Genomic DNA, 20681 nt, shown 5'->3' with positions numbered 1-20681 from the left:
ATGAAGAAGACAATCCAGACCCTGCAGGAATTCAGCATTCCCCTGATTTTGGGCGTGATCTGCGCCATGCTGTGGGCAAACTTAAGTCCGGACAGCTACAGCGCTCTGGTCCACACGCCCGTTTATCTGCTGGGCACGATCTTCAATCACGCGGGCGGCCACGGAGCCGTACATGCTGCGGGCTGGGATCATTACCTCACACTCCATTTTCTGGTGAACGACATCTTTATGGCGTTGTTCTTCGGAATCGCCGCCAAAGAAATTACCGAAGCCTGCCTTCCCAACGGAGCGTTGAATCCGGTTTCCAAAGCGATCAATCCGCTGTTCGGTACAGTCGGCGGAGTGGTTGGTCCGATCGGCGTATTCCTTGGCCTGAACGCTGTCTTCGGAACGTCAGTCTGGGCCAATGGATGGGGCGTCCCAACGGCCACCGACATCGCACTGGCCTGGCTGGTCATCAAGTTTCTGTTTGGTGCTCGCCATCCTGCGGTCAGCTTTCTGTTGCTGCTGGCCGTGGCCGACGACGCGATCGGGCTGGGCATTATTGCGATCGGCTACCCAGACCCCAATCACCCGACTCAATGGATGAACCTGTTGTGGTGCCTGCCTGGCATCGGCATCGCTTACGGCTTGCGGCTTAACAAAGTGATGAACTGGGTTCCATACATCGCGATTGGCGGAGCGTTCTGTTGGTGGGGCCTGTATAGCGCTCATCTGCACCCTGCACTGGCACTGGTTTTTGTGGTTCCGTTTCTGCCTGGTCCTAAGCATGACCTTGGGTTGTTTGTTGATGACGAAGACTATTCTGAAGGGCACCATCACAGTCCGCTGGAACAGTTTGAACATAGCCTGAAGTTGTTTGTGGACTTCGGCCTGTTCTTCTTCGCTCTTGTCAACGCGGGCGTTTCGTTCGGCGAAATCAACGGCCTTAGCTGGATTGTGGTCGCCGCACTAATTGTTGGAAAAATTGTCGGCATCACAGGCTTCTCGGCCTTCGCTGCCAAAATCGGATTTCCGCTGCCTGCCGGTATGAACACGGGACATCTGGTCGTAACCAGTGCAGTGGCGGGCCTGGGTCTGACGGTAGCGTTGTTCGTCTGCGGGCAGGCGTTTGTGGATCCATCGTTGCAGGCAGCTGCAAAAATGGGAGCCGTGTTCAGCGTCGGAGCGGCCGGTGTCGCATTCGCCCTGAAGAAGTTGCTAAACGTGCAGGATGATGTGGCCGTCGCGTCTGAAGGTGTGGAAACGCATCCCGACCTGGTGGCCGAAGGGGCATTGGAGGCGTTGAGTTCAGCGATGGAAGCCGTCGACGAAGCTCTGGCGTCTGGCCGACTGAAAGAACTGCCAGCCGGTTCAGATTCGTCGCACTAAGCAGCTGGGCGGTTCAAAAGCCCATGGCTTCTTGCCGTGGGTTTCCCGCTTTAGTGCACAGGCGGCCGTTTCTGAAATCGACCGTTTTTGGGGTCACACGACGGCCCGGCGAAAAAGCCGGGCCGGTTCTTGTGAGGAGCTCAACCGAACTCAGCAGGCCAGATGCGGCTGTAGCGGCGTGTGGGCACTTTCGTCGTTAAAGGTTGGTCGCAACGGAATTCGTTTTCGCAACCGGTCCGGGACGTCCGTAGAATCCAGCGTTTGAAATGCTGTTGATTCGCGTCTGCTTTCATCTTCGCAGACGCCTCAGACGACCGACGCGGCGGTATAGAAGCCTGACTTTTTCGAGAAGTCGGGCTGCTGGATCGCCGGTTAGTCCGGGACCACACTATGAAGCTGTTGCCTCAAATCTTCCGCGCGCCCGCTCAATTGCGCCGTCGCCGATCTGCGAATTCGCGAAGCGTGGCCGAAGTCGCTCAGGCAGTCGAATTGCTGCAGCAGCGGACTCTGCTGGCCGCCGCTCAGACGTTTTCGCCAGTCGATGGTTCGCAGGATGTGTTGCCGGACACCAACCTGGTGATCACCTTTGACGAATCGGTGCAAAAAGGCAACGGCAACTTCGTGATCGTTCGTGGTACCGACAACTCGGTCTTCGAAACAATTCCCGTGACGTCGCCCTTTGTCAGTATTAACGGCAATCAGCTTGTCGTCGACCTGCCCGGTAACCTGGACCATGCGACGGAATACTTCGTACAGATCGATCCGGCCGCGGTACTCGACCTGGAAGGCAACACGATCAATGGAATCAACGGGCCGTTCACCTGGCGGTTTTCGACGATGACGGATGTGTCCGTTGTGCCCTTCTGGGACGGTGACGCGACGTTCCCTCAGGCCGAATCGGCGACTCATAATTTATTCGGCGGCCCGGCGGTTGCGTCGGACAACATCACGGTGCGACACGAAACCAGCACGGTGCGCGGCGGCGAAGGAGCTCTTCGCGCGGACGTGCTGATCGCAGAATCCGGATTCGGTTTCTTCGGCCCTGCTCTGGCGGGATTCGGACCGGACAGTTCTTACATCGATACTCGCGACATCACGCCATTTGAACAACTCGAATTTCAGATTAAGAATGAGACCAACGCGCCGTTTACGCTGAAGCTGGAACTGAAGGACTACCGCGACCTGAATCAGGTGGGTACGGCACATCGAGCGTCCACGTCGTTCTCCATCTCGGCCGATAATCGATGGACCAGCTTCAGCGTGCCGCTGGACCTGGCGAATCAGATCTGGGATATCAGTGGTTCGCCGGATTTGACGCGAGCTCGCCAGGTGCTGTTCGTTGTTGAAGCCGGTGGCACTCAGGCCGTTGGTGGGTCGATCTTTGTGGACGAAGTAAACTTCATCGAACCCGGTGGCCCCGTTTCGATCAATTCCCTGAGCAACAACCAGCTACTGGCGCGGTTGGCCGAACGTTCGTTTCGCAGCCTGTGGGGCAGTCGTGATCAAGCGACGGGACTGGTTCCTGCAGTCAGTACCTTTGCAGACCAGATGGGTTTGAATTCCACTGCGATGCTGGTACGAACTCTACCGGGCGCTGTCGAACGAGGTTGGATTACGAAGACGGAAGCCGAATCATACGGTGCGAAGCTGCTGACGACGCTGAACAGCGTGATGAACGATTCGCAGCACTTGCCGCCGCGCACGCTTGATCGAGTCACTCTGGAACCGATCGGCCAGCGCGAAGAATCGTCGGTGGACGCGGCATTTATGTTTCTGGGGCTGACTCAGTTTGCCGCGACGCCGGGACTCAGTTCCACGTTGGCAACCGGCATCAACAACCTGCTGGACCGCTTCGACTTCAGCCCGTTTAGCTCAGCCAACGGCTGGAAGCTGGCGTTCACGTATGACGTCGGAGCTCGCACCGGCGAGCTGACGGCGGGGACTTATGACGGCTACTCAACCGAGGTTTACGTGATCTCGCTGGCCGCTCATCTGGCTGAGACCGGGCACGTGGACATCACCACTCAGTTTCATTCCGCCAACCGAATTCCCGCTGTTCTAAACGGCGGCAACGATCCGTATCTGGTGCATCCGTCAACGGAGTTCCGGTCTCCGTTTTTGCAGTGGCTGTTTCCACTGTTTGTTGATGTGCAGAATCGAGGCCTGACGACATACCCGGACCAGGCGAGCGCGATCAACCCGTTTGATAATGCGGTGCGCTATCAGCTTGATGTGAACCAGACTCTTGCGGCGCGAGGTTTGCCGTTGCAGCTGGATGCCGCCGACGACGGCACGGGAAATCGATACATCACGGCGAGTGCCTTCAATAACTTTGGCGAACCGAATCTCACGATGCCGTGGTCGAGTGGATTTGTGTTGGCGGCCGACTCCACCACGGCAGGCAGCGCGATTCGCGATTACGTGAGTCAGTCGTTGGTGGGGCCATTCGGTCCGGTCGATTCGGCTCGGCTTTCGCCGCAATCAGCCACGGCGACATCGTACAACGGCCGCTATGATCTGTGGAACTCGTCGCTGTGGCTGGCGGCTACGCTGGAGCATTTGTACGACGACAACGCACTGCTGACGAATCAAACCGAAGTCGATGCGGCTCTGGACAAAGTGTTTGTCAATTCTGGCGGTTCCGGCCCGGCAGGCGATGTGGACGGCGATTCTGATTTCGACGCGAGCGATTCGTTTCTGATCCATCTGGTCAAGCTGTCCGGTACCAACGTGCAGATCGATCAGTCGAAGGGCAGCAGTACACTGTCCGGAGCCGACATCCGCAGCAACATCAATCAATTGGGGCTGGCAGCCGACGTCGACGGCAGTGGAGAATTCACGGCGAGCGATTCGTTTTTGATTCAACTTGTGAAGCTGTCCGGTACAAATTCACAGATCGACCAGTCCAAGGGAGCCAGCTCCCTGACGGCGGCTCAGATTCGCATAAACGTGAACGCGTTGGGTGACGCAGGCGGCGGATCGGCAAGTAGGCTCAGTCGCCGCGTCGCCGGTTCCGGGGTGTCGAATGCCGCATCATCGGATGCCTCGCTTGCCACTTATGTTTCGTCCGACGCGCCCGACCAAAGCCTGTTTGCGACGGCGGCCTCGCTGCCACCATCATCAGTCAACGGGCAAGTGTTAGACACGCCGCCGGAAGATTCCGACGCTGTGTTAAGCGACTTCCGCTGTTGGATCGACGCGATTCACGGGTAGAGCGTCCGTGGGACTCAGTGCCTGCTTTGACCTGGCTTGAGAACCGTAGCCGGCTCGTAGCGCGATCCTTCTTTCCGCTTGAATCGCTTGTCCGACGGCCGTCCTAAACTTCGCTTGAGACCGGTTTATCGAGTGTCTTGCGGTTTGTTGAGTGCGAACGATTTCACGATGCTTGTTCAGTTGACCACGCTCGCCGATCGTCTCACACTGTGCTGACCGCAGACGAATCTGCGGCCGCCCCTTCACACACTTCAGCTCTGGAGCAATCTCATGAAATCGTACATTTGCCGATGCACCGTCTTTTGTATTCTCGCTTCAGCCACTCCTTTGATGGCTCAGAATGCGCCGCCGGAGCCCACCGAACATCATAAAATTCTGGCTCGCGAAGTTGGTACGTGGGAAGGCGAAATGAAAATGTACACGGCCGGTCCCGACGCTGATCCGGTGAAGGTCCCTGTTGTGGAGAAGAACGTGATGATGGACACGGGACTTTGGCTGATCAGCGAATTCGAAGCCGGCCCATTCAAAGGGCACGGCGTGTTCGGCTACGACCCCGATCAAGAGAAATTCGTGGGGTCATGGGTCGACAATATGTCGACATCAATAGGCAGCATGAAGGGGACTCATGACAGCAAGACCGGCGAGACAACTTATTTTTCAAACGCGAAAGACCCAACAACCGGGAAAATGGGCCGGACCAAAAATGTGGGCAAAATGCTGGACGACGATACTCGTAGCTTCGTCATGTATATGCAGGGAGCGGATGGAAAAAGCTGGGTGAAGTGGATGGAAATCAGCTACAAGCGCAAGAAGTAAAGCTTGTCACGAAATAACATCCGGAACCCGAAGGCAAGTTCTGGTTTGCCGACCTCGCACCGAATATTGAAACGAAAACGACTATGAGTTTTGAAGGTAAGAACGCACTGATCACTGGCTCATCCAAAGGTATTGGAGCCGCCATAGCGCTTGAGCTGGCTAGGCAGGGAGCCAACGTGACGGTCAATTGCCATTCCAGCAAGGACGACGCTGAAAAAGTGGCCGAACAGATCCGGGATCTCGGCCAGCAAGCGCTGGTTGTGGCGGCCGATGTCTCGGACCAGTCGGCTGTGGAAGACATGGTGCGGCAGACCGTGGAAGAATTCGGAAGCCTGGATTTGTTCGTCAGCAATGCCGTTTACAGCGACCGCGAACTGATGCTGGACGCCAACATGGACGGCTTTCGACGGACCGTTGATGTCAGCATGTGGGGCGCGTTCTATGGCATGCGAGCGTCGGCTCAGCAGATGGTGAAACAGGGGAACGGCGGCGCGATTACCATGATCAGTTCGCCCCATGCGCACATCCCCTTCCCTACGGCGATGGCCTACAACATGTCGAAAGCGGCTATTGATCAGATGGCTCGCACGGCCGCGATTGAACTCGTCAAGCACAACGTGCGAGTCAATGTTTTTCATCCAGGCTGGATCGACACGCCCGGTGAACGAAAGTTCTTTTCCGAAGAGCAGCTCGAACAGGGCGCGAAAAGCCTGCCGATGAATCGCATGGGTTCGCCGGAAGAAATGGCCAAGGGCGTCTGCTTCACTCTTAGTGATGACGCGGCCTACATGACCGGCAGCACCATGACGATGGACGGTGGTGTCGGCCTGCCATGGTGGTCAAAGAGAACAGAAGGCGGGCAGTAAGCTCCGCTCTACCACAGACAGACCAGTTGAAAGACGAAGATAGCTGCGCCGATCGCCAGTTTGGCCAGCATGCCGGCAATGCGGCCTTTCATCGCCGCATTGCCGATTTCGGTTCGCAGTGGACCTTCTGTTCCAATCCATGCTTCGCCCAGCCATGCACCGCCGAACGCGCCCAAGGCGGCCCCTGCTACGGCTCCGACCGCGCTGCCAATCACGGGGATCGGAACGACGATCGCGCCCGCGATGCTGCCCACCATCGACAGGACCAGCGACATCAACAACGCGCGACGGCTGGCTCCCATGCGATGAGCTTTCGCTGCGCCGGTAAAAGCTTCTAATGCTTCGCCCAGCGTTGCCAGAGCAATTACGACCAGCAAAGTGGTCCAGTCAGGACCGGTGGTTGTGCCCGCCATCAGCAGGAATACGCACAGGCTACCGACCATCAGCCAGTTGCCGGGCAGCATAAATAAATTCGCAACGACGCAGGCGGCATTCACGATGACCAGAATCGTGGCTTCGATCCAGTAGACCATGGCGTCGCGTCACTGAAAATCAAGGGGGCAATAAACCCGACGACTCACGTCCTCGGCTCGCCGGAACGCTTGTCGCCGTCACGTCACTCAGAATCGAATATCCGACTGCAGTTCTGGTTGCCTCGCTGTCGACTAATCACAGCCTTACGGAACAGTTCTTCGCCCGCCGGAGTCGGATAAATTGTATCGACGCAGGCCTGACACAGGTTTTCTCGCGGCAGTCCCACGCACTCCGCGATCGCTTCGACCGGCAGGTAACGAAGGCTGTCGGCGCCGATTTCGTCGGCCATCGCCTGCTCTTCTGCTTCTGTGATCACCGTATCGGCCATGAAGTCCGGCGCGAACAATTCGCCAATGGTCGACATGTCGATGCCGTAATAACACGGTGCGATGATCGGCGGACAGGCGATTCGTACATGAATTTCTCGTGCCCGACCACGTTCACGCAACAGACGCAGCAGTTCCTTTAGCGTGGTGGCTCGCACGATCGAATCGTCAACCAAAAGAACTCGCTTGCCGTCCATGATTTCCGGCAGCGGCGTGTACTTCATGCGGACTTTGTCGGCGCGGTTTGACCCTTCGATAAACGTACGGCCGATGTATCGGTTGCGGATCAAACCTTCCAGCGACGGAACCTTCAGCTCAAACGCCATGCTGTCCGCCGCCGCTTTGGCGGTGTCGGGAACTGGTACTACGATTGTGTCTTCGTCGATCGGAACGGTTTCGCGGCGAGCCAGTTCTTCGCCCAGTCGTTTACGAGACAGATAAACGCCGGCATCGTCGAAGTTGCTGGCCGCGTTGGCGAAGTAAATCCATTCGAAGAAACAGTGTGCCTTGCGAGGCGATTCGGCATACTTTTCGACCCGCAGACCGTTGTGATCGATGATGATCGCGTGGCCGGGCTCAAGGTTTTGTATGCTGTCTTCGGCAAAGCCAAGATGCGTCAGCGCCACACTTTCGCTGGCTGCCGCGAACAATGGTCCGTCGACCGCGTAACACAACGGCCGAATGCCTCGCGGGTCGCGAGACACAAACATGTCGCCGTTGGCGTTCATGTACGCCAGATTCCATGACCCGTCCAGCCGTTGAGCCAGCTTGGACAACAGGACCAGGAAGTCGAGATCCGGTGTTTCGGAAAGTTCTCGTGATATCAGGTGATTCAGAATCTCAGTGTCGGTTTCCCGCGTGAGATGGAAATCGGTCGTCTGCAAAATCTCTTCGCGCAGTTCCAGATAGTTCGCCAGCTGGCCATTAAAGACGAAACTGAACCACTTGGACCGAGCGATGTGGTGACGTTCGAAAGGTTGAGCGTAGCTGCGGTCGTCTCGGCCGCAGGTGGCATACCTGACGTGTCCGATGGCAGCCTGTCCGGCGTATTCCTGCATCAGGTTCAGATAGCGTTCCTGATGATTCATCTGGAACACTTCGGCCACGCCGCCGACATCTTTATGAGTGTCGATGAGCTGCAGGCGATACGGGTTGAAGGTGGTGAACCCGGCCGCCAGTTGCCCGCGGTTTTGCATATCCAGCAACATGCCGGGTACCAGCCGTGACGCCTGATTTGGGTCCTTGTCGGGCACGAGCTCGCTGGGCTTGTCAGTTTCGAAATGACAAACGGCCGCGATACCACATTCGTGGAAGAGATCATCCATGCCGGAATTGTTTTTTTTAACAGCGACGGCAGGTCACAAAGGATGTAACCGCGTCAAAATCAGGTGCCAGAAGAAACGTGACTTAGTGACAACACGTTCGCGTGATCACTGTCGGTCAGCGCGCGGATAATACCCCGTCAAATGAGGCAAACCAACCCTGGAAGTTCCCGGTCTCTGAAATCGCACAGCGTTCTCGCTTGCCGGTGCTTTCTCGCGAAAAAGCCAGCCGCGACGCGAATTGCAGCGAATCGCACGGTCGGTTAACCTCCAGCCCCTATAATCCCGCGATTGCTCGGGCGACTTCCAAAGCTCGCTCGGGAAGTGCGCCAGACAGCAATTTGTTCCACGAAATACCATCCCACGCACTGATTTAGACGCGACGCGGTCTTCGCTGCGGTCTTGATCAGCCGTAACGATAACAGCCGATAGAATCAGAGAACCAGCTCCATGTCAGATCCTTCGGGAGACAACCCCTCCGGCCAAAAACCGGCAGGCTCAGGCGGTGGAAAGCCGCCTAGTAAGCACGGCGGAAAGCCGGGCACAAAGCCAGGCGAAGAACCTCGCAAAAACTCCGCGCCGACAACGTTGATATTCATTCTGCTGGTCCTGGCGGCGTTGTTTTTCGTCTTCAGCAGCGGTGCCAAACGTGGCGTGGAAGTACCGTACGGCTTCTTCTGGAAGCAGTTGAAAAACAACAACGTCAAATCTGTCGACGTTCAGGGCGAATTGCTTTCCGGCGAATGGAGAGAAGTTCCGGAAGACGACGTGCCCGAAGCTTTGGTGGGCAACCTGAAGGCCGAATTCCACACGGTGCTGATTTCGGTTTACGCCGGAGACAGCAAACTGGCCGCAGAACTGGAAGCTCAGGCCGAAGCTGGATCGTTGGAATTGAATGCCGAACGGCAGACGATGAGTCGCGGGATGGAAGTCCTGATGTACCTGTCGATGCCGCTGCTGATTCTGGGCTTCTTTTTCCTGATGATGCGCCGCAATTCTGACCCGTTCAGCGGTGGCGGCATGATGGGCGGCTTTGTCCGCAGCCCGGCTCGCAAGTTCGAACGCAGCGAAGAACCGGTCACATACGATGACGTGGCTGGGCTGAAGTCGGCCAAGCAGGACCTTCAGGAAATTGTTGAATTCCTGAAGAACCCGAAACGGTTCACCAAGCTGGGGGCTCGGATTCCCAAAGGCGTGCTGCTGGTCGGCCCTCCGGGAACAGGCAAAACGCTGCTGGCTCGTGCAACCGCCGGCGAAGCGGGCGTTCCGTTCTTTTCGATTAATGGGTCCGAATTCATTCAGATGTTTGTCGGCGTCGGTGCGACCCGGGTGCGAGACCTGTTTAAGACCGCTCGCGAAGCTTCGCCCTGCATCATCTTTATCGACGAAATCGACGCGGTCGGTCGTGTTCGAGGTGCTGGAGTTGGCGGCGGGCATGACGAACGCGAACAGACGCTGAACCAGATTCTGAGCGAAATGGACGGCTTCGAGCAGACGGAGGCCGTGATCGTGATCGCGGCCACCAACCGTCATGATGTGCTCGACCCTGCCTTGTTGCGTCCTGGCCGTTTCGATCGGCACGTCACCGTGGACCGACCGGCTCGCGAAGGACGGCTCGGCATTTTGAAGGTCCATTCCAAGAAGGTGCCGCTGGCTGACGACGTCGATCTTGAAGAACTGGCCAAAGCCACCATGGGCTATTCTGGAGCCGAATTGCAGAAGCTGGTCAACGAAGCGGCATTGAAGGCGGCTCGCGAAGAAAAACGCAAAGTCGAAATGGAAGACTTCTACTACGCCGAAGATTTAATTGTCATGGGAGCTCGCCGCGACGAACAGGTCGACGATGAAGAGAAACGTTTGACGGCATGGCACGAAGCTGGCCACGCGGTTCTGGCATGGTACCAGGAAGGCATGGACCCGGTTCACAAGGTGTCGATCGTTCCTCGAGGCAACACGGGTGGCGTGACTCGACTGATGCCCGAAAAAGAGATTCCCATCGTCGGTCGCAGCGCGCTGATGAAGCGGCTGATCATGGCGATGGGTGGTCGTGCGGCAGAGAAGATCGTGTTCAACGAATATTCCGCTGGCGCGTCGGGCGACATCGCTCAAGCTACCCGCATTGCTCGCAATATGGTGGCGAATTGGGGCATGTCCGAAAAAGTTGGGCCTGTGTCGTTCAAGCAGTCCGAAGAGCATCCGTTTCTCGGCAAAGAAATGCATTCCGGCCGCGAATTCAGCGACGAAACCGCTCGCATCATCGACGTCGAAGTGCAGGAAATTCTGAAAGAAGCGAATCAGACTGCGATTGACATGCTGAACGGGTATCGAACCCAACTGGACGCTCTGGCCAACGCACTGCTGGAACACGAAGATCTGGAAAGTGCGAAGATCCGCGAAATCCTCGGGCCACGACCGGGGCAGGCAGAAGACTCGGAAAAGTCGGCCACAGAAGACGCTTAGTTCGGATTAGCACCATGCAGCATCGAAAACTTCACGATGGCCGGTCGGATGGTTTAAAGCCGCTTGTCAGTTTAAATCTGGACAACGTCCACAACTTTTCTGACCTTCTGGCGGCAATGTCAGACACGGCGTTTTCCGGTCGGTCGGCCGGAGAAGCGGCTCGTATCATGGCGAACATGTTCGGCGACGAATCATGCGGCGTTGTGATGACGATTTCCGGTGCCATGACGGTGGCTAAGCAGGGAAAAATGGTCTGCGATCTGATCGATCGTGACTGTGTCCAGGCCATCGTTGCGACGGGGGCTTTGATCGCTCACGGCCTGACGGAATCCATCGGGTTGACTCATTATCGAGCCGATGCGAACCAGACGGACGAAGAGCTGTTCGAAAAGGGCTACAACCGCATCTATGACACGCTGGAGATGGAGGCCAATCTGAACGATCTGTCAGAGATGGTGGCCAACGTGCTGAAGGAAGAACACCCGGACGGCGGTGTCTGGTCGTCTCACACGTTCTGTCGAGCCATCGGCAAACGTCTGAGTGAAAAGGATCTGGGCACAGGGATCCTTCGCAGCGCCTATGAGAAAGGCGTGCCCGTTTTTATCCCTGCTTTTACCGATAGCGAACTGGGCCTCGACTTTTCCACGTGGGCGATCACCGCCACGTTGCAAAATCTGTCTGACGAAGAGAAGAAGTCCGCTACGCTGCAGCAAACGCTCGCAAACACGCCGCCGTTCAACCCGTTTCTGGACCTGTTCCAGTACGCGGAACGGGTGAAGCAATTCGAACACCTTGGAATTTTCACCATCGGCGGCGGCGTTCCCCGCAACTGGGCTCAACAAGTGGGTCCGTTCATCGACGTGACGAACGACCGCTGCGGAACCGACTTTGTGCCGCCGCGATTTCGCTACGGCGTCCGAATTTGTCCGGAACCAGTCCACTGGGGCGGCCTGTCGGGTTGTACCTATTCGGAAGGCGTTAGTTGGGGCAAGTTCTTCAGCAAAGCGGACGGTGGTCAGTTTGCGGAAGTGTATTCTGATGCGACCGTGATTCTGCCGCTGCTGATCAAGGCGGTGTTTGAACGAATGGACGCGGCTGCGGCGACCAAATGACACGATTGCGGAACACTTCCGGTCGTACAAGTCGCCTAATCGTCGCCAGACATCGCCGGGTTGCATCACGTCAGCGAAAGCTGATTGCTACCCTTGTATCGGATTCGGCAGCCTATTAGACTCCCTCGCTCCGAAATCGAAGTGAATCTTGATTTCCGGGCGGATAGCTCAGTTGGTAGAGCACAGGACTGAAAATCCTGGTGTCGGGGGTTCGAATCCCCCTCCGCCCATTAGTTTCGAAACTTACCATGTGGCCCTTTGCAGGAACGCTTTCCCGCAAAGGGCCGTTTCGTTGGGATTTTTGGCTGTGGCAGACAACGAAAACGCCCGCAAGCTGCGTCCTTATCCGTCACCGTCCCACATTGAAGCCAAGTCGCATGAGCGGCAGCCGTGGGAAGTGACAATTACCGGCGATGTGGGCGACCGGCAGTCTGACCTGCTGGCTCGCCTGGTTGACGTTCCGCTTCGCAGCAAGGGCGTCATCTACTTCGACTCCGGCGGCGGCAGCGTCTATGCGGGTCTCGCGCTGGCCACGTTAATCCGCACGCGAGAACTTCGCGCCACTGCAGTCGTTGTGGGGGAATGCTCATCAGCCGCATTGATGCCGTTTGCGGCCTGTGAAAAGCGGTTTGTCACGCCTTTCAGCACAATGCTGTTTCACCCCATGAGGTGGCAATCAGAGGAAGACGTTCGCCTGGAAGAAGCCACCGAATGGGCCAGGCACTTCAAACAGCTGGAAGGCGACCTTGACGGACTGCTGGCGAAGCTGTTTCCAATGGATGCGGCCCTGCTGGAAACGTGGACGCGTCCCGGCCGATTTGTAAGCGGCAAGGAACTGGCGGAGCATGATCTGGCCAAACTGTTCGATCCGTTCGAATTGGAAAAGCCGTGGCAGGAGATCCGTTGATTTGCGGAGCCCGTTCCGGGCGATGCAGATCAATAATGGGGCGGTTTTTCGTCCTGTAGAGTCCGATCCCCGTTGTCGTCACTTAGCGATTCAATCTCATGTTCGATGCGCGAGAATCGCTCTTCGAAGACCACCATACGCCCGTAGTGATTCGTCAGCGACGCATTCAATTGCTCAATGTCGTGCTGCAGATGGGCCAACGCGGATTCGATGCGGATTAGCCGTTCTTCCGTGTCGCTGGTGGAATTGTCAGTGTCGGGCTTGGTCATCAGACGTCCTGCCCGGTTAGTCGAGCGACCTCGTTCACGTCCTTGTCGCCGCGTCCGGACAGGCACACAACAATGACGTCATCTTTGCTGCGGTTGGCGGCCGACTTCATGGCGTAGGCGATGGCGTGAGACGTTTCGATCGCGGGCAGAATGCCTTCTGTGCGAGCCATTGTTTGAAATGCCGTCAACGCTTCGTCGTCATTGGCGCTGACGTAGTTGACTCGGCCCGTGTCCTTCCAGAAGCTGTGTTCCGGACCCACGCCGGGATAATCCAGTCCGGCAGAAATCGAATGGACGTCTGACGTTTGGCCGTCGTCGTTCTGCAAAACGTAGCTGTAACTGCCGTGAAGAATTCCGGGCTGGCCGTAGGTTAGTGTGCTGGCATGATCGCCCAACTTGGCGCCTCGTCCTCCCGCTTCCACGCCGGTTAAGGCCACTCCTTCGTCGTCCACAAATGGATAAAACATGCCCGCCGAATTCGAGCCGCCGCCCACGCAGGCAATCACTTCATCGGGCAGCTGGCCGATGTTTTCCAGCGACTGAGCTCGAGCTTCGACACCGATCACTGACTGAAAGTCTCGCACCATCATCGGAAATGGATGCGGTCCCACGACGCTGCCGATGATGTAATGCGTGTCCCGAACCGACGCCATCCAGTCTCGCATCGCTTCGTTAATCGCATCTCGCAGAGTCCTGCTGCCGGTCGTAACCGGACGTACTTCCGCGCCCATCGTTCTCATATTGAACACGTTCAGCTTTTGCCGCCGCACATCTTCTTCGCCCATGTACACCACGCACGGGAATCCGAATCTCGCACAGGCGGTGGCCGTGGCCACGCCATGCTGCCCTGCCCCGGTTTCGGCGATGATCCGAGTTTTGCCCATGCGTTTTGTCAGCAGCACCTGGCCAATGGTGTTGTTGATTTTGTGAGCACCCGTGAGGTTCAGGTCTTCTCGTTTGAAGTAGATTTTGGCTCCGCCGCATTTTTCAGTCAGGCGTTCGGCAAAGTACAACGGGTTCGGGCGGCCCACGTAGTTCTTCAGCAGGTCACGGAATTCCCGATCGAATTCGGGATCCTTCTTCGCGTCCTCATACGCCCGAGTCAGCTCATCGAGCGCGAACATCAGCGTTTCGGGCACGTAGCGTCGCCCGAATTCGCCGAATCGACCACGATCATCAGGAACGGCACTTAGGGGTGCCTTTGTTGGTGTGTCAGTAGCCATTTATGTCGTTGTTTTCGTTCTGTGTGAGTCGACGGACCGAAGGGTTTTGCGCTGCCGTGGTCGTCCCGGTCTTGCTGAGCCCATTCTAGCCTTCCGCCGGAAGATTCAAAACGGGCTGCCGCCGAAAAGTAGCCGTCACTGTCCCAGTGACGATGCCCCGCAGAGGCGAAGTAAAAAGGCAGTGGCGTTTCTCACGGACGATTCGGTTCGAAAAGATATGATTGCGGAGCAGCCTGCCCGTCTGAAGACCGGAATCTCCGGCGTTCATCACTGGGACAGTGATGGCTACTTTGTTGAGCTACGAAGCGCCGACCAGGTCAAACCCAGACTCCGTCAGCAACGCGGTCGCTGGTGTGCCGCGGCCGGCACTGAACGCTTCGTAATTCTTTTCTGCCACTGCAGATGCGGCTTCGATCACCTGCACGATGTCGCGCTGGCTGGCGGCGGTGGGATACGTGTCGTGGAGCGTTTCCATTGACTCGCCCAGAATACGACGCCGGATGATGGCCAGCAGACCGGCAGCAATAGACGCTTTTCCGTAGCCGAAGATTTCCAGATGACCGCCTTTGTGCCGAATACGGCCGCCGAAGGACGGGTTTCGCGTGCGAGAACCATCCCCGATGATGGCTTCGCGGTAGCCGCGGTCCTGCTGGTCCACCATGCCGCGGCCGTAGATGCCGTAGAGTTCGATTTCCTGGTTCACGGCACCTTCGAATTCGGCCGGGTTAATCCAGTTGTTGTTGTAATCGCCTCGCATGCCGTTGTCGTACGTCACGGCCACGTCGATGCTGTCCCAGGTGTTGATCGATCCCTGCCGTTTGAATGTCGAAGGGTCGACGTCGCGTCGTTTGGCAATTTCGACGTGATGTTTGTCCCAGTTCAGCAGCAGATTCTTCTGACCGGTCGCAAAGACGGATACCGGTTTGACATCCATGTAGTGATGGACGACGTCCAGCCAGTGGCAGCCGACGTACGCGAACGGATTGCTTTCTTCGGCCCATGCGAAGATTTCCGTGCTGACTTCTAGTGGCTCTTCCAGGACGGCTCGCACGCGGTTGATGGTGCCGTATTGTTCTGGCGCTTTCAGCATCATTTCTCGTACGAATGGGTCGTATCGTTTGTGCATATCGCAGGCGACGATGCGTCCGGCGTCTTTGGCTTTCGCGATAATGGCGTCCGCTTCGCTGGTTTTCAGGCACAGCGGCTTTTCTGTGATGACGTCGACGCCGGCGTCCAGAGCGTCCAGAATTGGTTGCGTGTGAACGTTGTCCGGCGTCGCGACGAACAGCACGTCCGGCTTGTGATTGGCCAGAATGTCATTCCAAACGGCGTCGCCGTAGCAGGCTTCCATCGTTTGCCCGGGAAAGTCTGTGGCAAACCAGTCGACGATGCGACCGGCCGTGCCGCTGGATTGGCTGCGAGTTCCAATGGCACACACGTCGATGCCGACGTTGGCCACGGCGGGGGCAAGGTGACTCATGCCGATGCTGTTCAGCGATCCGGCGATGCCGCCGCGAATGAAGTCTTTGAATGTCTGACCGATGATGTCGTCGAAGAACATGCCGCCACCAATGATGGCAACCTTAAGGGAGCGTGGAGAATCTGACATGGACCTGGTGTTCAAATGAATGGTGGAATGGGAATGAGGAGGGCAGCAGGGATTGATCTGTCGTCGACACAAATGTTTGCGAATCATAAACACGATTATTCGCATCTATTGACGCCGATTAACGGCCAGTTTCGCTCATCGTGTCGCACGGGAAGCTAACGGAAACCTGGTCGCGAATCCACCGCGCCGGTCTGTTGCTGAAGATCACTAACACGATGCGGAACGAAAAGAAAATAGAGTTGCGCGTGAAATTGGCAATTTCTTCAATTCCCGCCAGGCGTGATTTCCGACTGTCGTTTGTTCCGGGAACAGTCCTATACTCGGTGGACCTTTCTGACTTCAGTCATCTCTGAAATCTACCATTCACGGACAGGCAATCTTATGCAATTGCAACTCACTCGACCCGATGCAGCGGACATGCTGCTACGAACATTCGAACGCCCCATTCACCCGGAACTGTTCGATTCGTCAGCCGCGTGCACTCTGCGATTCGGCGGCAACAAGGCGCGGTTGCGAATTGGCCGGACGGGCCACTTATTGGAATTTCAGTCCGATGACGCCATCATCACAGAAGTGGCGGCGACTCGTCAGGAAGACTTGCCGGTCAATCGCCGCGTTATCGATCGTCGGCTGATTGGCTACCGCACTCACATGTTGGACCTGCCTACTGTGCGTTACCACTGCAGCTATCAGCTGGAGCACGTGCCGTTGGACGTGTATCTGCAGCTGCATCGGGAATTCGAAGTCGACGCTCGCAACGCGACGCTGTCGACGATCTTTCCCGGTTCCTCGCCGCAAAGTCCGGAATGTATCAGCCTGTTAAAGTGCGACATTCTGCCGGAAGGCCTTGTCGTCCATGCCTTCCACACATTCCCAGACAACGCGGCAGTGCTAAGAACTCAAACGTTGTTCGAGTTGCTGAACACCGACTGAACGATCTCGCGAACGAGCTGCGCTTCGGCTATATTTCCGGACGGAAGGTAATTGCATGCCTTCGCCGTGCCAGGGAAATTCGCCGGAGCCAAACGTGAGCGCTGCAGGAAATGGAACGCAGACAGTGTCGCTGGACGGCCTGCTCGAAGCCGCCGCGCGACGTCATCGAGCGGCAGACGGCGCGAATGACTTCCTTCCATTTTTGCTGCACGAAACACGCGATCGCCTTTCGCTTTCCTGCGTCGTGTTGTGGAAAACGCATCAGCGCGAAGTTGCGTCGCTGGGTTGGTTGGGTGACAGCGAGCCCGACGCTGACACTCAGTCCAAAGTGGCTTCGGTTGGTGTGGGTGACGTGGCCGTTCTGCCCGCCGAATCGTCGTCCGACAGACGTCGACTTCTGGCCGGTGCGACATTGGTGGGTGACCACGAACTGGTGTTGGACGTCACCGAAAGCGATCAGGCGGTTGACGAAGATTTATTGATTCAACTGGCCGACGTCTTCGCCGACCTGCAACGCCGCCGCATGCTGGAACGCCACCTGCAGCATTCGGACCGTGAAAACTCGCTTGCCGCGCTGGTGGCTCAACTGCACGGCAGTCTTGATCCGCAGGTGATCGCCAACACGCTCGCCACAGACGGAGCGGCCGTGCTGGATTGCCGCCGAGTTGCCGTGGCTCGCCGCATTGGCAGTCGCCGCTGGGAACTGGCGGCGACCACGGGCGTCAGTCAGCCCAATCAGCGTTCCGATGCCGCTCGGCAGATTTGTCAGTGGGTGGAAGGCGCGGCTTCGGGTACGCCCGATGAAAATGCGGCTGGTCGAGTCATCGTGCCGCTGGGAGAATCGAAGCGATGGCAGGACGCGACGTGGGCGGCCGTTTTTGAAAACGAGGCCGAGTTCAGTGAGTCTCAGCTTTCGCACATCGATCAAATCTGTCGACACGCAGTGATCGGCTTCGCCAACAGCGACACGCTCGCTCGGTCGACCTTCGCTGGACAATTGAGCCGAATGTGGCGTTCGGTACTGCGTCCGCGAGCCGCCATGTTGTTGCTGGTTCCCGCGCTGGCTTTGGTCGCGCTGTGGTTGGTGCCGGCTGAGCTGCGGATTGAGGTTTACGGTGAGCTGGTGCCCGTCAGTCGAAGGTTCGTCTTTGCCCCGGACGATGGCACGATCGCGGACATTTTTGTGGACGATGGTGGCGAAGTGACAGCGGACATGACGCTGTGCGTTCTCGAAAACGAAGACCTGCAGGTGCAACGCGAAGCCATCGACGGCGAACTAGCGACAGCGGTCGCTCGACTGGCTGCGATCGACGCCATGCGCGGCGATCGCGACGCACGCAATGACACTCAGCTATCTGCGGAGCAAGTGGAGCTGACGGAAAAAACGGCTTCACTGACGCGGCAGGCTCAAATATTGAATCAGCGAATTGCCGACTTAAAAGTGGTCGCTCGAATGGACGGGCAGGTCTTTGGAGACCGGCTAAAACAGTTGCTTTTCGGTCGCCCGGTACAGCGCGGGCAGTATCTGTTTGAGGTGGCGGACCCCAAATCCGGCTGGCAGCTTGATCTAAGAGTTCCCGAAGCCGACGCTCGGCACGTGCTAAACGCGATTGCCAGTTCCGATACGAATCTGCTCGTCAGCTTCGCTCTGGAAACTTCGCCGGAGACGTTTCGGCAGACTCACCTGCAATCGCTGGCCGCATCGACGGAGCTTGACGCCGCAGGAACGCTGTCGACACTGGCCGTGGCACAGGTCGATGGCGAGGGTTTTCAGGACCAACGCCCGGGTTCCGGCGTCGTCGCCTACATTTCCTGCGGCCGATTCTCCGCCGGCTATGTGTGGTTCCGCAAGGTGATTGAATTCGTCCAGCGGAACACGTGGCTGTGACCGTCTGACCGCTTAGTGTCGGTTTAGTGACGAAAATGGCGGCGGCCGGTGAAGACCATCGCCATGTCGTGTTCGTTGCACGCCGCGATGACTTCCGGATCGTTGCGAGAACCGCCCGGCTGAATAACGGCTCTGATTCCCGCCGTCTGAACTTCATCGATACCGTCGCGAAACGGGAAGAACGCGTCACTCGCCACAACAGCATTCGCGCTGCGTTCGCCTGCTTTCATGCCCGCGATGAAGCAGCTATCCAGGCGACTCATCTGCCCTGCCCCGGCACCTAACAGCATGCCGCCTTTGGCGAATACAATCGCGTTCGACTTCACATGCCGACAGACCTTCCATGCGAATCGCAGGTCCGACAGTTCGGCATCCGTAGGTTTGCGAGCAGTAACAACTTTCCAATCGCTGTCCGATTGAGGCAGGTCGTCGCGATCCTGAACCAGCAGACCGCCAGACACGCGCCGGTATTCCAGGGCGCCTTTGCCTTCGTCAGAAAAGACGGACTTCATCAACCGGACGTTGTTTTTCCATTTCGGCTTCGTCGTCAGAATTTCCAGAGCGGCCGGTTCGTAGTCCGGGGCGACAATGGCTTCGATAAACCGACCGGGTTCACACAGGCATTCGGCCGTCGCGACATCGACCGTCCGGTTTAGTCCGACGATCGATCCAAAGGCGCTGACGGGATCGCCCGCATGAGCGTTTTCGTACGCATCGGCCAGCGATTCGGCCTGAGCACAGCCGCAGGGATTGTTGTGCTTAATCACACAGGCAGCGGGCTGATCGAAGTCGCCGACAATTGTTTTCGCGGCGTCCAGGTCCATCAGGTTGTTATAAGAAAGCTCCTTGCCGTTCAGTTGTTCGGCATGAGCGATCGACGTCGCGGGGGCGTTGGGTTCGACGTAAAACGCGGCCCGCTGATGAGGGTTCTCACCGTAACGGAGTGTGTTCTTCAATCGCAGCGACAGTGTTAGTGATTCGTCCCAGTGCGCTTCTGTCGGATCGGTGGCAGCGTCGGAAGACGGAGTTTCATCGGCCGTGATTTTCGCCATGTAGTTGGCGATGGCTCGATCGTAAGTTGCCGTTGTTTCGAACGCGGCGGCCGCCAGTTTGCGGCGGAACAGCTCGTCCATGCAGTCATCCCTCATGCGCGACAGCACATCGCTGTACTGACCGGGCGACGTGACGATGGCCACATGAGCGTGATTTTTAGCGGCCGATCGCACCATCGACGGTCCGCCGATGTCGATCTGTTCGATAGCTTCCGGAATGGTGACGTCCGGCTTGGCGATGGTCTGTTCGAAGGGGTACAGATTACACACCACCACCTGAAATGGCACGATCCCGTGCTCAGCAATCGCTTCTGCATCGGACGGCAGAGTGGGCCGCCCCAGAATCGCGCCGTGCACTTTCGGGTGCAGCGTTTTGACGCGGCCGTCCATGATTTCCGGGAATTCGGTGTACGTGGTAACGTCGATCACCGGGATGCCTGCGGCTTCAAGATATTTGCGAGTTCCTCCGGTCGAAAGGATTTCAAACCCCAAATCGACAAGGCCTTTGACGAATGTGTCCAGGCCATCTTTGTTGCTGACACTCACCAGAGCTCGTTGCGGTGCGGCCATGTTCATGACTTCGTTTCGTTCAGTTTTTTAAAGCAAAAAAGCCGCTGGCAGGTGCTCGCCAGCGGCTCGGAGAAGCTACCGAACGCATCCGCCGTGGTCAAGCGGCCAGAAGTCACCGGCGCGCGATTGGCGTGGTAGGCGAGTTGGGGTGGGATGGTAGAACGGCACGCCTTGCCATCTTCGGTCGGCACACGCTTGGTGACCGTGGCC

Annotated in this window: 14 protein-coding genes, 1 tRNA gene and 1 pseudogene; 10 read left to right on the top strand and 6 right to left on the bottom strand. The window is 57.4% G+C overall.

The window, feature by feature from the left end; genetic code table 11:
* From Fuma_RS23940 to Fuma_RS23925, 4 genes and pseudogenes are all read left to right on the top strand, one after another.
* Positions 1-1212: pseudogene (locus Fuma_RS23940) on the top strand (Na+/H+ antiporter NhaA); the annotation flags it as partial.
* A gap of 549 nt (positions 1213-1761) precedes the next feature.
* Positions 1762-4584, top strand: a complete 2823-nt coding sequence (locus Fuma_RS23935) for an Ig-like domain-containing protein (RefSeq protein ID WP_077026343.1) — start codon at positions 1762-1764, stop codon at positions 4582-4584.
* Positions 4585-4854: 270 nt separating this feature from the next.
* Positions 4855-5400 (top strand): DUF1579 domain-containing protein, encoded by a 546-nt coding sequence (locus Fuma_RS23930; RefSeq protein WP_077026342.1) that lies wholly within the window; start codon positions 4855-4857, stop codon positions 5398-5400.
* Positions 5401-5483: 83 nt separating this feature from the next.
* On the top strand, positions 5484-6266 hold the full coding sequence (locus Fuma_RS23925; RefSeq protein WP_077026341.1) for an SDR family NAD(P)-dependent oxidoreductase: 783 nt from the start codon (positions 5484-5486) through the stop codon (positions 6264-6266).
* A gap of 8 nt (positions 6267-6274) precedes the next feature.
* Here the strand turns inward: Fuma_RS23925 and Fuma_RS23920 are convergent, their stop codons facing one another.
* The gene (locus Fuma_RS23920; protein ID WP_077026340.1) at positions 6275-6799 is read right to left on the bottom strand and encodes a DUF456 domain-containing protein; all 525 of its coding nucleotides are present in this window, start codon (positions 6797-6799) and stop codon (positions 6275-6277) included.
* Between the two features lie 83 nt (positions 6800-6882).
* Entirely contained in the window at positions 6883-8451 is a 1569-nt protein-coding gene (locus Fuma_RS23915) for an amidophosphoribosyltransferase (RefSeq protein WP_077026339.1), read from the bottom strand.
* Between the two features lie 447 nt (positions 8452-8898).
* On the opposite strand from Fuma_RS23915, the gene ftsH reads away from it, so the two are divergent.
* The 4 genes from ftsH to Fuma_RS23895 all read left to right on the top strand — a co-directional run bounded on the left by ftsH (position 8899) and on the right by Fuma_RS23895 (position 12927).
* Positions 8899-10908, top strand: a complete 2010-nt coding sequence (gene ftsH, locus Fuma_RS23910; protein WP_083732280.1) for an ATP-dependent zinc metalloprotease FtsH — start codon at positions 8899-8901, stop codon at positions 10906-10908.
* Positions 10909-10922: 14 nt separating this feature from the next.
* Entirely contained in the window at positions 10923-12020 is a 1098-nt protein-coding gene (locus Fuma_RS23905; RefSeq protein ID WP_077026338.1) for a deoxyhypusine synthase family protein, read from the top strand.
* A gap of 157 nt (positions 12021-12177) precedes the next feature.
* Positions 12178-12250 (top strand) — tRNA-Phe (locus Fuma_RS23900).
* Between the two features lie 77 nt (positions 12251-12327).
* A complete protein-coding gene (locus tag Fuma_RS23895) occupies positions 12328-12927 on the top strand; it encodes an ATP-dependent Clp protease proteolytic subunit (protein ID WP_077026337.1) in 600 nt (199 codons plus the stop codon).
* 29 nt (positions 12928-12956) lie between these two features.
* Here the strand turns inward: Fuma_RS23895 and Fuma_RS23890 are convergent, their stop codons facing one another.
* The 3 genes from Fuma_RS23890 to Fuma_RS23880 all read right to left on the bottom strand — a co-directional run bounded on the left by Fuma_RS23890 (position 12957) and on the right by Fuma_RS23880 (position 16028).
* Positions 12957-13196 carry a SlyX family protein gene (locus Fuma_RS23890; RefSeq protein ID WP_077026336.1) on the bottom strand — a complete coding sequence of 80 codons (240 nt, stop codon included), beginning with the start codon at positions 13194-13196 and terminating at the stop codon, positions 12957-12959.
* Positions 13196-14419: a tryptophan synthase subunit beta gene (gene trpB, locus Fuma_RS23885; RefSeq protein ID WP_077026335.1), complete on the bottom strand. Its 1224-nt coding sequence runs from the start codon at positions 14417-14419 to the stop codon at positions 13196-13198. The genes Fuma_RS23890 and trpB overlap by 1 nt, the downstream gene beginning before the upstream one ends.
* 298 nt (positions 14420-14717) lie before the next feature.
* Complete coding sequence (locus Fuma_RS23880) at positions 14718-16028, bottom strand: Gfo/Idh/MocA family protein (RefSeq protein WP_077026334.1); 1311 nt, start codon at positions 16026-16028, stop codon at positions 14718-14720.
* Positions 16029-16409: 381 nt separating this feature from the next.
* On the opposite strand from Fuma_RS23880, the gene Fuma_RS23870 reads away from it, so the two are divergent.
* Complete coding sequence (locus tag Fuma_RS23870; protein WP_077026332.1) at positions 16410-16961, top strand: DUF2617 family protein; 552 nt, start codon at positions 16410-16412, stop codon at positions 16959-16961.
* Positions 16962-17016: 55 nt separating this feature from the next.
* Positions 17017-18849: an efflux RND transporter periplasmic adaptor subunit gene (locus Fuma_RS23865; RefSeq protein WP_145944346.1), complete on the top strand. Its 1833-nt coding sequence runs from the start codon at positions 17017-17019 to the stop codon at positions 18847-18849.
* Between the two features lie 23 nt (positions 18850-18872).
* On the opposite strand, the gene purH is transcribed toward Fuma_RS23865, so the two are convergent.
* Positions 18873-20471 carry a bifunctional phosphoribosylaminoimidazolecarboxamide formyltransferase/IMP cyclohydrolase gene (gene purH, locus Fuma_RS23860; protein WP_077028517.1) on the bottom strand — a complete coding sequence of 533 codons (1599 nt, stop codon included), beginning with the start codon at positions 20469-20471 and terminating at the stop codon, positions 18873-18875.
* Positions 20472-20681 lie beyond the last annotated feature (210 nt).

Origin of the sequence: Fuerstiella marisgermanici (assembly GCF_001983935.1) — a bacterium.
GTDB classification, from domain to species: Bacteria; Planctomycetota; Planctomycetia; order Planctomycetales; family Planctomycetaceae; genus Fuerstiella; species Fuerstiella marisgermanici.
The sequence above is the reverse complement of the archived record's forward strand: the minus strand, read 5'-3'. Positions and strand labels throughout refer to the sequence as shown.